Consider the following 13,999-nt stretch of genomic DNA (forward strand, 5'->3'; position numbering starts at 1 on the left):
GGCCGCACGAGCGCGTTATTACGGGACGTGACCTCCGCAATTGTCCCCTGGTCAATAAACAGGCCCGGCGGCAGAGTTCAAGCTTCACCCTTCGGGCCGGGATGCGCCGGCGCTCCGAATCCGCCGCCCCGGTGACCGGGCGCCGGGCATCCACGGCCGCCCCTCAGACAGAGGGGGGAGATGACTGCGGAGCGGGCGTGGAGGTCGAGCGCAGAGCCCGACGACCTTCACCAGCAAGAATTATGCATTTCGGCCGTATCGCGCCTCGCCCGCGAAGCCCGGCCATGCGCTGGACCTGCCTGCGTGGGGCGCAACTTCTGCGCCGTGGGCCAAAACTTGGCCGTGTCCGCGGCGGCTTGGTCAGGCCTGTGATCTCTTTACGGTCTGATTGTTCTCGCCGGCATCGCCAACGCCATTCAGCCTGGACAGACCGCGACCCTATCCACATCGCTGGGCCAGCCAGTCACAGCCGCGGTGATCTTCGCGGGGGGTGGCGCTCGTCAGCCTGTTCTGAACCGTCCGGACTTCCCAGGTCCGGCGCAGAGCCCGCCCGGTCGCGCCAACCCTGAACGCGGGTCCTGCGCGGGCGCCTGCGTCACGGCAGGCGCCCACGATCGGGTCGAGGTGGAAGGGCCCTCAGCGCCCCTTTTTGTAGAGCTTGCTGGCGATCTCGAAGATCTCCTCCGGGGCGTAATCCGGCGCGAACGCACCGTAATTGCCGTCCAGTTCCGGGATCTTGCCGCCCTCCGGCGCCCCATCGACGACTTCCAGATTCCCCGGCGGGTCACCCGGCAGCGCCACCTCGTCGTTCGACCACACGCCAGCCGCCTCCTTGTAGTCCGACTCGCTGAACGTGTAGAGGCGGCGGTGCTTGCCCTCGTCGAGGTACTTCTGACACTCGGGGATGCGCGACAGGTCGATGTTGGGCGTCGGCAGCATCTTCTCGATCTGCACCCCGGTGAGCTTCTTCAGCGCCAGGGCATAAGCGTGGGCGTGCAGCGAGCCGCGCACGAGCAGGTAGGCGCAGGTCTCGCGGCCCGTCGGCTCGATCATGGTCTCGTAGACCCGCAGCTTGTGGATGCGCGCGCCGCACTCCAGGTGGAAGTTGTGCAGCAGGTCGATGATCAGGTTCCCGGTCGTCGTCACCATGTCCATGTTCCAGGACGCGGCGTTGGAATTCATCGGCATGGCGCCGCCGCCGTTCGACAGGAAGCTGCCGGCGAGCCGGATGTCCTGCATCTCTTCGAAGGGCGCCTTCGAGATGTCGACATTCGATTTCGGGTTGCCCGGGCCGTTGTTGAGCATGGCGATTCCGGTCGAAACCAGTTCGACGTGGCCGATCTCCTCGGCGAAGATGCTCGACACCAGGCTGTAGAACGGCCGCAGCTTCTCCTTGTTGCGAAAGTTAAAGCTCTGGAACATGTAGTTCCCGAGGGTCGACATCTCGCCGTACTTGCCACCGAGCAGTTCCTGCAGGGCGGCGGCGGCGTTCGGTTCGGGCTTCTTCGGCTCGGGCAGTTCCGTCAGAAGACGGTCGATCTTCATGAACATGCTGGCGGCTCCACAGCGCGGGGTGCGCATGAGGGCATCTGTTTGGGGACTCGATCGTTCCTGCCTGATCGCACCACAACCGCGTATTCTGCCACGCTGGGTCTGTTCGCCACGGCGGCGCCGGCCGGAGGGGTCTCGGCCGCCGGTGATGACCGGCGACCTACGCTCTATTCCGGCTTCACGAACTTGCACTTGCCCCGCTGCGACCACGGACCGGCGACGCCAAACTCGGCGCAGAACGCATCCACGGCCCGGGTCACACCCGGGAAGCGGCCGCCGAGCCGGTCGTAATCGTCGGCGATGAACAGCCCGCCGGGTCGCAGGACCGGCCACCACGCCCGCAGGTCGGCGGCCACCGATGCCTCCTCGTGGCCGGCATCGAGATGGATCACGTCGGCGCTCACGCCGCGCAGGCGCATCAGCTCCGCGGCGTTCACGGAGTCGAGGGGCAGCGGCACCACCCGATCGGCCATGCCTTCGCGCAGGACGTTGGCCAGGAAGGTCCGGTAGAGGCTCGGAAAGCCGTGCTCGGTGCGGAGTTCCGCGAAGAGGCCCGCATCGGCCCAATGGTCGACGGCCCCGAGCCACGTGTCGACCGCGACGATCGTGCCGTCGATGCCGCGCTCGGCCAAGGTGCGAGCGAGGTAGAGGGTGCTCGCCCCCTTCCAGGTTCCGATCTCGACGGTGACGGCGGGGCGGAGATCGATCACCGCCTCTTCCAAGTAGGGATGGATGCTGCGCCAGCCCTGGAGATCGGCCGGCCGCAGATCCGGCGGCGGGTCGGCGAAGGGGTCGCGGCCGTGCCACAGGGCGGCGATGAGGTCCTGTCGGGTCATGGTAGGGCTCGGGCTCTGGAGCGCACGCGGCGGTGCGGATTGTTTCAGGGTGCGGTCGCCGCCCCGGCCTGGGCCTGCGCGTAGTGCGCCTCGCAGCGGTCGAGCCAGAGCGCGCGGGTGAACAGGCGCAGGACGCGCGCGTGCGGGATCGGCCTCGGGATCGCGAGCGCCGCCGCGATGGCACGGGCGAGGTCGGCCGCGTCGCCGGGCGCAGCGAGGGAGCCGGCCTCTCCGACGATTTCCGGGACGCCGCCCCGGGCGAAGCCTGCGACCGGAAGGCCGCAGGCCATCGCCTCGACCGCTGCGAGCCCGAACGGCTCGTCCCAGCACGGCGTGGTCAGGAACACGGAGGCACGGCCGACCTCGGCGGCAAGCGCGGCGCCACCGAGCCGGCCGCCGTAGCGGATCGCGCCGCCGAGCAGCGGCGCGACCTGCGCATCCCAGTAAACGGGCTCCTCGATCGGGCCGAACAGGGTCAGCGGCAACCCGGCCCGGCGCGCCGCGGCAATTGCATGATGGGCACCCTTGTCCGGTGTGATCCGCGCGCACCAGACGGCGCTGCCGTCCCCGCGCGGCTGGTAGGGCCAGGCGGCGGGATCGATGCCGTTGTGGAGCACCGAGACCTCCGGGGGCGCCCCGTCCGGCCACCATGCGTCGAGTTGCGCCTGCGACGTGGCGGTGATCCGGTGTCCCGCGGCGGGGCTCGCCTGCACGAACCAGCGCAGGGCGTCGAAAGGTGGCACGTGCAGAGACGTGACGGTGGGTATGGCGGCGGTGCGCCGCGGTTCCAGCGGCAGGCGGCTCAGGCTGTTGTTGTGGAGTACGTCAAAACCCCCGGCGGCGATCCGGTCGCAGGCGGATGCATAACCGGCGTCGAGATGATCCTTCAGACCCGCATTGCCCTGGTGCTCAAGTCCGGAAAAGCTCCGCTCGTGATGGACCGGGATCACCGGATCCAGGGCGAAGCGCCGGTCGCTGTCGCCGGAGGCGAACAGCACGACCGTGTGGCCGCGTGCCGTGAGGCCGTCCGCGAGGTTCCAGGTGTAGGCTTCGAGGCCGCCCGCGAAGGGCGGGGCGATCGGATGACGGAGATGGGCGAGGAGCGCGATCCTCACGCCGTCACCGGCGCGGGCTCGCCCGCCCGGGCCGCGATCGTGCGGATCACCGAAGCCGAATTGGTGTAGGGCTGGTGGCCCTGCTGTCCGGTCAGCGCGAGATCGTCGGCGTCGGGCCGGCGCAGGATGCGGATCGGCTGGTCGGGCGTGTCGTCGATCAGGCCCATCACCTTGAAGGCGTAGAGCCAGTGGCCCATGGTGCGGTAGCCCCACTTGGCCTCGAACAATTCGGCGTTGCGCACCACGCTGTCGAGGTGATGGACTGGCGGCATGTGGTGCGGGTGGTACTGGTGATAGGCGCGGGCGCCCTTCATCCAGGCGATCGGGATGCCCTGGCTGTCCAGCAGCTTGCCGAAATCCGTGTCCTCGCCGCCGTAGCCGGTGTAGCGCTCGTCGAAGCCGCCGGTCGCCAGGAAGGTGGCCCGCCGGATCGCGAAGCTGAGCGACCAGAAGCAGCGGTAATCGTTGCAGATCTCGAGGCCGGTGGCCGGGGGCCCGCGGCGGTCGGAATGCCGTTCCGCCGCGGCGTCGAGGCCGTCATAGTCCCAGGCGCCCAGCGTGGCGCGCTCGGGCAGGTGCAGCACCTCGCCCATCAAGAGGCCGTCGAGCTCGGCGAGGCCGCGGGCGTAGTCGGCGACCAGATCGGGCGCCGGGATGCAGTCCACGTCGAGGAAGACCACGGCGTCGCTGTCCGCCGCCGCCACCCCGCGGTTACGCGCCGCCGCCAGCGGCAATTCACGGCCCGGCACGAGGATCTGGTGCACCGGGAAGCCGACCTCGGGCAGGTCGTAGGGCGTCTCCTGCATCACCGCGACGATGAACGCCGCGGGGGCTTGCGTCTGGCGCTCCAGGCCAAGGAGCACGTTGCGCAGGTGCGCCGGCCGCCCCTTCGCGAGGGTGACGACGGAGACGGTAGACATGCGGCGCTCGGGCTCCGAGGGGGGCGGAGGAGGGGCGGTGTTCATTCGGCTGCGACGCCCTGGAGCGGTCCGAAGGCGGGGTGCGGTGCGGGCTCGGCGCCGGCCGGGGCGAGGTCCCAGAGCGCGTCGGTCAGCCCTTCGAGCCAGTCGGCGGCCCGGGCGGCCGCATCCGGGGCGTAGAGGGCGCGCAGGGCGGTCCCGTCCAGGGTGCGGGCCCGGGCGAGGAGGTCGCGCCAGCCCTGGAGATCGCCGGGCCAGATCGGGGCCTGCACGGCGGCGCCGAGGCGGACCAGGGCCTCGGCCTTGCGGGTCTGCTCGGCGAAGTAGCGCCATTCCGGCATCACGATCAGGCGTCCGCTGACCCGGGCGACCTCGTGGACCGTGTTGTCGCCCGCCGAGGCGATCACGATGTCGGCGGCGGCGAGGTAATCGGTCACCGAGGCCACCCAGCCGAGTTCGCGCAGATTGGAAAAATCGGTCTCGTGGCCCTCGCGGTGGGTCGGCCCGAGGGTGAGCCACAGGGCGTCCGGCGCGGCCCGGGCCGCGACCGTGAGCGGCGCGTAGGGCGTACCGCTGCCGCCGCCGCCGGTCACCGCCACGATGATCTCCCGGCTGGGGTCGAGGCCGAGCTTGGCGCGCGCCTCGGCACGCTCCGGCACCCGGTCGACGGTCGTGCACAGGCCGCCGCTGTAGAAGGTCCTGGCACGCAGGCGCGCCGGGTAATCGTCCTGCTCCAGGCGCTCGTCGAAGGGGGCGAGCATCCCCACGCAGGCCTCGTAGGCGCCGACATGGCCGATATCGGAGCGGTCACCATGCATGCGGATCTGCACCGCGGGGACGCTGGCGATGCGGGACAGGAGCGCGATCTCCGCCGAGACGTCGACCACGAACAGGCCGACATTGCGATCGTCGAGGTGGTCGAGGATGGTCCGCATGGTCCGGCGCATCTCCGGCAGCCCCAGGGGAACGCAGTGCATCACCTGCGGCGTCGGCTCGGCGTAGAGGCGCGGGGTCGGCACCGCGGCGCCGATCATGTTGGGCAAAGCCACGATCTCGATGTCGCGGGTGAAGCCGTCGAACAGGCGCGGATCCGCTGTCAGCACCGAGACGGGGCGGTCGCGGGCGAAGGCGGCGGCCAACGCCATCGTGCGGTTGGCGTGGCCGCGGCCCTGGTGATGGACGAAGAACGCGATCGGCTTCTTCATTGGGGGGCGGTTCGATCTCAAGAGAACAGGGCGTCGGGCCGCAGGACGGCGGCGATCTCGGTCGGGGTGGGCGGGCGGATCAGGCGGATCGCGGGGGCGTCGGCGTCCCAGTCGATCAGCCCGGCCGCGCGGAACTGGTCGAGCCAGTAGGTCATGCACCAGCGCCCGTGCCGCGCCCGGAATCGCGTCGCGTTGGCGAGGATCGGCGCGAAGTGCTGCAGCGGCGGCACGTGGACCGGGTGGTGCTGGTGGTAGGCGCGGGCGCCCGCGACCCAGAAGGTCGGCAGCCCGGAGGCGGCCAGCCGGGCGGCAAGGTCGGTCTCCTCGCCGCCGTAACCCAGGAAGGCCTCGTCCATGCCGCCGGCCGCGCGCCACGCCTCGGCCGGCAGCGCGAAGGATAGGCCCCAGAGCTGACCCGCATCGGGTTCCGGCCGCAGACCCGTCTCCGGCAGGCCAGGCCGGGCTGGATGGGCGCGGCCCAGGCGGTCGAGGGCCGCCGGATCGGGATCGCCGTCGGACGCGCCGGGCGGCAGGTAGAGGACCTCGCCCAGGAACAGCCCCCGTGCCGTCCGGGCGGCCTGTGCGTAGGCCGCGACCAGCCCGGATGACGGGATGCAATCCACGTCGAGGAAGACGAGGAGATCCGCCGAGGCCGCTTCGGCCGCCCGGTTGCGTGCGGCGGCGAGCGGCATCGGCTCGCCCGGCACATGGAGGTGCCGGACCGGGCAGCCCGGATCGGGCAGGTCCGGCGCGCGCTCGGGCTGCATCCAGGCGATCACCAGTTCGCGCGGCGGCAGGGTCTGGCGGGAAAGCCCGCGCATCAGGTTGCGCAGCCGGTCGGCCCGGTTGCGAACCAGCGTCAGGACACTCGGACTGTGCTCTGCCCCGGGATCAGCCGACTTCTCAGCCGACTTCTTAGCCGACATGGGCCAGCATCCGGCGGAAATGCGAGACCCCCTCGATGATGCCCCGGGCATGGGTTCGCCGTGCCACGTAGGAGTGCTTCAGGGCGGCGTGGCTCGCGAGGTCGTCGGAATAGTTCGCCACGATGATCGCCTGGACCCGGGCGCCCAGCATCTCGATGTCGTTGCCGGAATCGCCGGCCACGAACACGGCGTGCTCCGGCAGATCGTACAGGGTTCGGACGTGGTCGACGGCGGTGCCCTTCGAGGCCGATTCCGGCAGCACGTCGAGGTAGCGGCCGTGGCTGTGGATCACGCGGGCGGCGAGACCGGCCTCGGCCAGGCACGCACGGACACGCCGCGCGGCGGCCGGGTCGCCGAAATAGCTGAGCTTCAGGGCCCGCTGCTCCAGCGGCCCCTGCGGGCTGAGCCCGTCGAGCCCGGCCAGAGCCGCCTGCACGGCGGGCCGGTCCCAGCCCGGCTCGATGGTCCGGCGCCATGCGGCGTCCGCCGTGAAGGTCACGCCGTTGGCATCGAGGTGGTAGATCTCCGACCCCACCGAGGTGATCATCACCTGGGGTCGGGGACTCGCCTGCTGCTCCAGCACCGCCATGGCGCTGTGGAAGGACCGGCCGGTCGCGACGCCGAAGGCGAGCCCCGCCTGCCGGCTCCGCCACCGGCGGAAGATGCCGAGCGCCGCGTCGCAGCCGACCAGCGTGTTGTCGATATCGCAGACGAGGAGCTGCCGGGGTGCCGGAGCCGGCGGCTCCGGAGTCAGCAGCGCACGCAGCAGCACGTGGTAGCGGGCGGCGTGCCGGTCCCAATCGTAGGCAGCCGCCGCCCGGGCGCCGCCGGCCACGCAGCGGGCGTAGAGAGCCGGATCGCCCAGGATCCGCAGGCAGGCCTCGGCGATCGCCTCGGGCGCGCGGGGGTCGACCAGGAGCCCGTTGCCACACGTCTCGACGATGTCGTTGGGGCCGCCGCTGTCGGTGGCGACCAGCGGCAGGCCTGCGGCCGAGGCCTCCAGCAGCGTCAGGCCGAAGGGCTCGTTGAGGGCCGGGTTGACGAACAGGCCGCCCCGCGCCCGGGCATGGGCGTAAATCGCTGGAACGTCCTCCGGCCGGTGGGTCTTCGGATAGGCGACGCGCCCGTAGAGGTCGTAGCGGTCGATCAGCACCAGGAGGTCGCGCATCGTGGCGGCCATGTCGCCGTCGAGGGTGTCGATATCCTCACGGGTGCCGGCGACGATCACGAGGTTGGCGCGGGCTTGGAGCGCGCGGTTCTCGCCATAGGCCCGCACCAGAGCCGCGAGGTTCTTGCGCGCCACCGGCCGGGTCAGCGCCAGGATGGCCGGCTTGGCCGGATCGTCCAGGAAGCGGTCGATCGCGGCGTCGATCCGGGGGTTCGGACGGGCCGTGGCGAAGCGGGCGAGGTCGCTGCCCGGGGGCAGGATGCGGACGCGGCCCGGATCGTAGGCGGCATAGCCGGCATATTGCACCTCGGCCTCGTCCCGCGACGAGGCAATGACGAGCTGGGCCCGGGCCAGGGCCTCCTCCTCGGCGGCGATTCGGTGGGCGAGGTCGGGGCGGACAGGGGATGCGTCGAGCATCCGCGCCTTCACGCGCCCGAGCGAATGAGCCGTGAACACGAAGGGGATGCCGAGGCGGTCCTCCACGAGGGCCGCCACCGTAGCCGCGTCGGCGTAATGCGCGTGGATGAGATCCGGCGCCCGCTCCTGCGCGGCGATCCAGGCGATGAGATTCTCGGCGAAGCACGCAACCTCGGCGTGCATCGCTTCCTTGGCGCAATAGTCCGCAGACGCGCTGGCGAGCCGCACGAGCGTGACCTTGTGGGCGATCGGCTCTTCGGGCACGGCATAGGCGGCACCGAGGGGTCCGCGGAACAGGCGCGTCGCCACCACGATCCGCGCAAGGTCATGATCCTGCGCGGAGGCAGAGACCAGATCGAGCAGGTAGCGGATATGGCCGCCGGTATCGGCGGTGAGCCCGTAGACGACGCCGTCGCCGCGCAGGCAGCCCTGCAGGGCGATATGCAGAACGAACATCAGGCGCAGGCTGCGGTTTTCGGACAGCCCTGATGACTTAACTTATGTAAAGCGATTGCCGGGCTCCGGCTTAACATATGTAAAGAGGTTGCCGTGCTTCGCGTCGCCCAGGTCGCGCCGAACATTTTTCCCGTCCCCCCAGCCCATCACGGCGGCACCGAGCGGGTTGTGCATGATCTGAGCACGGCGCTACGAAGCTTGGGCGTCGAACTAACATTATTTAGCTCCTCGGACAGTGTGACAGACTTACCGCGCGTCGGTGAATATCCGAGCCTCGCGGCGTTGGAGCGCCAATACGGCCGTGTCGCGCCCGGGGTACCGGCCGCCCTGGATGCCCTCCAACTGGAGGCCCTGCGCCTGCGGCTGGACGATTTCGACATCGTCCATTGCCACGGCGAATTCGCGCACGCGGCGCTGCTGGGCGCGCGTCGCCGGCGCAGCCTGACCACCATCCACTGGCGGGTCGATGAACTCGACCGAGCCTTGTTCTTCCAGGGCTTTCCGGATCTGCCGGTCGCGGCGATCTCGGCGGCGCAAGCGGCCGGCATCCCGGCCGCGAACCGGGCCGGCATCGTCCATCACGGCATCGACCGGGACCGCTACGGTTTCCGCGCCGCGCCGGACGATCATGCCGCCTTCGTGGGCCGCATGACCGACCAGAAGCGACCCGACGTGGCGATCCGTGTTGCCCGCGCCGCCCGTCTGCCGATCCGGCTCGGCGGCACGGTCGATGTCGGCAACCCGGATTATTTCGAGACCCGGGTGCGTCCGCTGCTCGGCGCGGACGCCACCTATCTCGGGCCCGTCGACGATGCCCAAAAGAGCCAACTCCTGGGCGGTGCCAGGGCACTCCTGTTCCCGATCGACTGGCCGGAGCCCTTCGGCCTCGTGATGATCGAGGCCATGGCCTGCGGGACCCCCGTGGTCGCGTGGAACCGCGGCTCGGTCCCCGAGATCGTCGAGGACGGAGTGACGGGCTTCATCGTCGCCTCCGAGGCCGAGGCGGTCGCGGCTTTGGCCCGGATCGGGCAGCTCGACCGCGCCCGGATCCGCCGCCGATTCGAGGAGCGCTTCACGGCCGAGCGCATGGCGCGCGACTACCTCGCCCTCTACCACCGCCTGCTGGCCACCTGATGCGCACCGCTCTCCTGGCCTGGGACTACCCGCCATCACCGAGCGGGCTCTCCACGGCGGCCCGCGAGATCGCCGAGAGCCTTGCCGAAGCGGGGGCGGAGGTCACGGTCTTCACCCTGGACCGAACGGGCCACGCGCGGGTCGGTGGCGTCACGATCATCGGCCTCGCCCTGCCGCCGGGAAGCCCCCTGGCACGCCTGCGCCTCTGGGGCTCGGCCGGGCATCTCGCCGCGCCGCTCGCGTTCCGGCACGCCGTGCGCGCCGCCCACGCCGCGGCACCGTTCGACGTGATCGAAGCCACGAACTGGTACGCACCGGCCGCTTTGCTCGCCGGCCATCGGGGTCTGCCGCTGGTGACGCGCAGTTCGACACCGGCCGCCTTCACCCGCGATCCGGCCGGCTCCGTGAGGAATCGCCTCGACGGATGGACCGCCGACCGCCTGGAACGCCGGCAGGTCCGGGGGAGCGCCGGGCTTATCGCCAACACCGCCGCGCACGGCGACGTGGTCGCCCGGGCCTACGGGCTCGCCGGCCGGCAGCCCGCCGCGGTGATCGGCCTCAGCCTTCCGCCCGAGGTCGCGGCGGCCGTCCGTGGCGCCCCGTACCCGGAGACGGCGGAGCCCCTGCGCCTGCTCTTCGTCGGGCGGGCGGAGGCGCGCAAGGGTTTCGACGCGCTCCTCGCCGCCGTCGCGCTCCTCGGCACGGAGCAGGCGCGGGGGGACTTGCCGCCCTTCGTGCTCGACCTCGTCGGCGTGCCGCCGGACGATCTCCCGGCCGATCTGCCAGAGGCGGCACGCCGGCACGTCCGCGCCCGCGGCCGGATCGACGGGCAGGCCTTGTCGGCGGCCTACGCCGCTTCCCATGCGGTGCTCGCCCCCTCCCGCTACGAGAGCTTCGGCCTCGTCTATCAGGAGGCCCTGGCGTATGGCCGCCCGGTCGTCGCCTGTGCGGAGGATGCGAGCGCCCGCGCCTTCGTGGGCGCTCCCGGCGCCGGCCCCCTGGCCTCGACCGCCACCGGGCCGGCCTTGGCCGAGGCCCTGCGCCCGCTGCTCACAGATCCGGACCTGCGCCGTGCCTACCGCGCTCGCGCCCTCGCGGCGGCGGGCCGCTTCGATCGGGCAAGCCTCGGGCGCGAGACTCTGGCGCTCTACGAACGGGCAATCGCGGCGGCGCGGGTGCGTCAGTCCGCATAGGGGCGCAGCAGCGCGATCTCCTCCTCCGGGCGTCCGCGACCGGGATCCAGGTCCTCGTAGCGCCGCGACCGCGCCCGGACATGGGCGCCACTCAGACGGTGCTCGATCAGCCCGTGCAGGGCGATGAAGCTCTCCGGCCATCCGCCGTCGAGGACCGGCCGCTCGTGGACGCGGCCCGCGTAACGCAGGCCTGTGCGGTTCAGCCGGTATTGAACATCCGGAAAGACGTCCGACAGCACGCCGTCGACCCGGTTGGCCCGTGCGAGGCCGATCGAGGCCACGCCCTGCGCCTCGGCGATGGCCGCCAGGGCGGGCAGCAGGCGGCCGGCTTCCGGGCTGAGCACTTCGTCGGCATCGAGCTGCAGTATCCAGCCGTGACGGGCGAGGCCCTGGAGCGCGTTGCGCTGCGCGGCGAAATCCCCGTCCAGGGGCCGGGCGGCCACGCGCACCGCCCCCTCGGCGAAGCCGGCGACCGGCATCGGCACTGCGGCCATCGCCGGCCCGTCGATCAGGATCGCGACATCGTCCGCCCAGCCGCCGTGAACCGGCAATGCCGCCAGCACCTCGTCCCGATCCGCCGGGCGGCAGAGCAGGCCCAGCGAGACCGGGCATCCGCCGGACGGTTCGAGCGCGAACAGCGCCGCCCGGGCGGCCCGGGTGCCATGGGGGTGCCGGAGTTCCGTGCGGCCGGCCTCGTCGAGCGGACGGGTGCCGAGGCGCCGCCCGGTCGCGGCGCTGCGCAGGGTGTAGAGGTCGAGCCCGTAGGCCGCCGCCGGGTCGGATACGAAGAGGGGTTCGGACAAGCTGCGGGCGAGATGCATCCGGCACGCCTCTGGATCGGCCCCGGCCGCGAGCAGGACCCCGCAGGATCCGCAGGCCAGCGAGAAGGTTCGGCGCTGCCCGCCCGGATAGATCAGATGCCGGTCGCTCGGCCCGAGCATGTCGGCCGCGCAGACGAAACAGCGGCGCATGGTTCCACCCCGACAGGCTCGCTCGGCGGAGGGCTGGCTGCGCCGGCCCGGCGCCTTACCTCCGCTGTTCCGCGTCAAACCCCTGCCGCACGTGCCCCCCGACGTCGACCCCCTTGTTCCCGGCCTGCCCGCCAGTGGATCCCTCGCGATCGTCGGCAACGCGCCCGGGATCGGCGCGGCCGGACCGGCGATCGATGCGGCGGATTGCGTGGTGCGGTTCAACAATGCCGCGGGCTTCGGCGGCGGGACCGGGTGCCGCGTCACGCACCTCGCTTTGGTCAATCGCGGCGGTCAGACGCGGGAATGGCTGGCCGATCGGGGCTTCCTGGAGCGTCCCGTCGTGCGCGCGGCGCAGGCCTTCATCCTGCCCTTCCCGATCCTGCCGGTGGCACACAACGTGCCGGAACCGATCTGCTGGACCCGGGAGATGCTGACGCTGCTGCAGCCGCTGGGCCGCCCGATCCACCTGCTGCCCGAGGCCCTGCACGCGCAGGCGCAGGCCGAGCTCGCGCCCTGGACATCGGGGACGCCGAACCCGAGCACCGGCTTCCTCGTGACGCTGGCGCTGCTGCTCGGCCGCTCCGCGCACGCGCAGCCGGCGCAGGCCTACGGGTTCGGATTCGCCGGCTGGCCCGGCCATCCCTGGGCCGCCGAGCGCGCGTGGTTCGCCGAGGCCGAGGCAGCCGGACGCATCCGCGTGCACCCACCATCTCCGCAGGAACGCTGACATCATGGCCACGCTGATCATGGTGCTGAAGAGCGGCGGGCGCTACGACGCGACCTGGGTCGCCCGTCTCGCGGCCGGGATGCGCCGCCACGCTCCGGCCTTCGATCGCATGCTCTGCCTCACGGACCAGCCCGTGACCGTCCCGGGCGTGGAGACGGCGCCGCTTCGTCACGACTGGCCGATCTGGTGGGCCAAGATGGAGGCGTTCCGCCCCGGTGTCAGCACCGGCCCGACGCTCCTGTGCGATCTCGACACCGTCCTTACCGGGCCGGCCGATGCCCTGGCCGAGCCGGGCCTTGCCGCCATGGAGGATTATTTCCACGCGGGCCGCCTCTCCAGCGCGCTGCTGCGCTGGTCCGGCGACGAACTCGCCGACCTCTACACGACCTTCGCGGCCGATCCGGAGCGCTGGATGAGTCCGGGCTCCTGCGGCCCGGTGCCGAACGCCGTGCACGGCGATCAGGTGGTGATCGACCACCTGCTACGCCGGAGCGGCCGGTCCCCGGAATTCCTACAGCAGATCAACCCGGGCCTGCTGGACTTCTACGATCCCCGTCGCGCCGCCCACGGCCCGGTGGTGATCTTCATCGGCGCATCGAAGCCAGATACGGCGACCGGTCCCGTTCACGCGGCCTGGGCCGGACTTTGATCAGTCTCGGGACGCAGCCCGCGCCAAACGCCGGAGCGGCGATGCAGACGTGACACTTCGAGCTTCAGACTCCGATGAAGCCTATGCCGTCAAACGTCGAAGATGATGGGTGAAAATGGTGCTGCGAGAGAGGATTGAACTCTCGACCTCTTCATTACCAATGAAGTGCTCTACCACTGAGCTACCGCAGCCGGTGTCCGGGGCGCCCCCGTGGGGGGCGTGTCCATCCGGTCGAGTGGGGCCATAACGGATCGCCGCCGCGTTGGCAACGCCGCATCCGGAGGTTTTACCAGCGGCAGGCCGCGCGGATCAGAGCGGCGAGCCCCGGTTCAGCGACCGCCTCGGCGGCCTCCGCGGGCGTGAACCAGCGCAGGTCGCGCTGATTCTCCTCGGGGAAGTGCTTGAGCTGCTTGCGAACCTTGAGCGGGAAGACCTTCACCTGACACTGGACGGCGTCGAGGTTCTTCAGGCGCTTCTGGTAGAGATAGTGACCGATCGGCCGCTTGCCGATCGCTCCGCGCAGCCCGGCCTCCTCGTAGGCCTCGCGGGCTGCAGCCTCGAACGGCTTGCGCCCCTTCATCGGCCAACCCTTCGGGATCACCCACCGCCGGCTCTCCCGCGACGTCACAAGTAGGACCTTCGGGTTACCGTCCCGCCCGAACCGGAACGGAAGCGCACCGACCTGCCGCCGCGGCTCGCCATCATCCTCCAGAAACGTCACGGCCGCCCCC

The 13,999-nt window shown here is 71.2% G+C and carries 13 protein-coding genes, 1 tRNA gene and 1 pseudogene; 5 read left to right on the plus strand and 10 right to left on the minus strand.

The genetic code is table 11. The features are described from left to right. Nucleotides 1-384 precede the first annotated feature (384 nt). Nucleotides 385-477: pseudogene (locus OXS27_RS32640) on the plus strand (EamA-like transporter family protein); the annotation flags it as partial. 159 nt (nt 478-636) lie between these two features. Here OXS27_RS32640 and OXS27_RS08205 read toward each other — a convergent pair. From OXS27_RS08205 to OXS27_RS08235, 7 genes are all read right to left on the minus strand, one after another. Next, nucleotides 637-1,551 carry a manganese catalase family protein gene (locus tag OXS27_RS08205; RefSeq protein WP_243927157.1) on the minus strand — a complete coding sequence of 305 codons (915 nt, stop codon included), beginning with the start codon at nt 1,549-1,551 and terminating at the stop codon, nt 637-639. Between the two features lie 167 nt (nt 1,552-1,718). Continuing rightward, entirely contained in the window at nt 1,719-2,387 is a 669-nt protein-coding gene (locus tag OXS27_RS08210) for a class I SAM-dependent methyltransferase (protein ID WP_243927158.1), read from the minus strand. Nucleotides 2,388-2,431: 44 nt separating this feature from the next. After that, a complete protein-coding gene (locus tag OXS27_RS08215; protein ID WP_267355439.1) occupies nt 2,432-3,502 on the minus strand; it encodes a glycosyltransferase in 1,071 nt (356 codons plus the stop codon). Continuing rightward, nucleotides 3,499-4,422: a galactosyltransferase-related protein gene (locus OXS27_RS08220; protein ID WP_243927162.1), complete on the minus strand. Its 924-nt coding sequence runs from the start codon at nt 4,420-4,422 to the stop codon at nt 3,499-3,501. Before OXS27_RS08220 ends, OXS27_RS08215 begins: the two co-directional genes overlap by 4 nt. Nucleotides 4,423-4,463: 41 nt before the next feature. Next, nucleotides 4,464-5,627 carry a glycosyltransferase gene (locus OXS27_RS08225; RefSeq protein WP_243927163.1) on the minus strand — a complete coding sequence of 388 codons (1,164 nt, stop codon included), beginning with the start codon at nt 5,625-5,627 and terminating at the stop codon, nt 4,464-4,466. A gap of 17 nt (nt 5,628-5,644) precedes the next feature. Further along, nucleotides 5,645-6,553 carry a galactosyltransferase-related protein gene (locus tag OXS27_RS08230; RefSeq protein WP_267355440.1) on the minus strand — a complete coding sequence of 303 codons (909 nt, stop codon included), beginning with the start codon at nt 6,551-6,553 and terminating at the stop codon, nt 5,645-5,647. Beyond that, nucleotides 6,543-8,594 carry an HAD-IIB family hydrolase gene (locus tag OXS27_RS08235; RefSeq protein WP_267355441.1) on the minus strand — a complete coding sequence of 684 codons (2,052 nt, stop codon included), beginning with the start codon at nt 8,592-8,594 and terminating at the stop codon, nt 6,543-6,545. The genes OXS27_RS08230 and OXS27_RS08235 overlap by 11 nt, the downstream gene beginning before the upstream one ends. A 93-nt stretch (nt 8,595-8,687) precedes the next feature. On the opposite strand from OXS27_RS08235, the gene OXS27_RS08240 reads away from it, so the two are divergent. Both OXS27_RS08240 and OXS27_RS08245 read left to right on the plus strand, forming a co-directional pair. Continuing rightward, the gene (locus tag OXS27_RS08240) at nt 8,688-9,728 is read left to right on the plus strand and encodes a glycosyltransferase family 4 protein (RefSeq protein WP_267355442.1); all 1,041 of its coding nucleotides are present in this window, start codon (nt 8,688-8,690) and stop codon (nt 9,726-9,728) included. Further along, entirely contained in the window at nt 9,728-10,921 is a 1,194-nt protein-coding gene (locus OXS27_RS08245) for a glycosyltransferase family 4 protein (RefSeq protein WP_243927171.1), read from the plus strand. Before OXS27_RS08240 ends, OXS27_RS08245 begins: the two co-directional genes overlap by 1 nt. Here the strand turns inward: OXS27_RS08245 and OXS27_RS08250 are convergent. Next, nucleotides 10,909-11,892 (minus strand): hypothetical protein, encoded by a 984-nt coding sequence (locus OXS27_RS08250; RefSeq protein WP_267355443.1) that lies wholly within the window; start codon nt 11,890-11,892, stop codon nt 10,909-10,911. The genes OXS27_RS08245 and OXS27_RS08250 overlap by 13 nt on opposite strands. Here OXS27_RS08250 and OXS27_RS08255 point away from each other — a divergent pair. Continuing rightward, nucleotides 11,891-12,619, plus strand: a complete 729-nt coding sequence (locus OXS27_RS08255) for a hypothetical protein (protein ID WP_243927174.1) — start codon at nt 11,891-11,893, stop codon at nt 12,617-12,619. The two genes, OXS27_RS08250 and OXS27_RS08255, sit on opposite strands and share 2 nt — an antisense overlap. A 4-nt stretch (nt 12,620-12,623) precedes the next feature. Beyond that, nucleotides 12,624-13,268, plus strand: coding sequence for a hypothetical protein (locus OXS27_RS08260; protein ID WP_243927176.1), 645 nt, complete (start codon nt 12,624-12,626; stop codon nt 13,266-13,268). A gap of 116 nt (nt 13,269-13,384) precedes the next feature. Here the strand turns inward: OXS27_RS08260 and OXS27_RS08265 are convergent. Both OXS27_RS08265 and OXS27_RS08270 read right to left on the minus strand, forming a co-directional pair. Beyond that, nucleotides 13,385-13,459: transfer RNA gene (locus tag OXS27_RS08265), tRNA-Thr, on the minus strand. A 95-nt stretch (nt 13,460-13,554) separates the two neighbouring features. Beyond that, entirely contained in the window at nt 13,555-13,989 is a 435-nt protein-coding gene (locus OXS27_RS08270) for an NUDIX hydrolase (protein ID WP_243927178.1), read from the minus strand. Between the last annotated feature and the right edge of the window lie 10 nt (nt 13,990-13,999).

Source organism: Methylobacterium sp. GC_Met_3 (genome assembly GCF_026540775.1).
Lineage (GTDB): Bacteria > Pseudomonadota > Alphaproteobacteria > Rhizobiales > Beijerinckiaceae > Methylobacterium.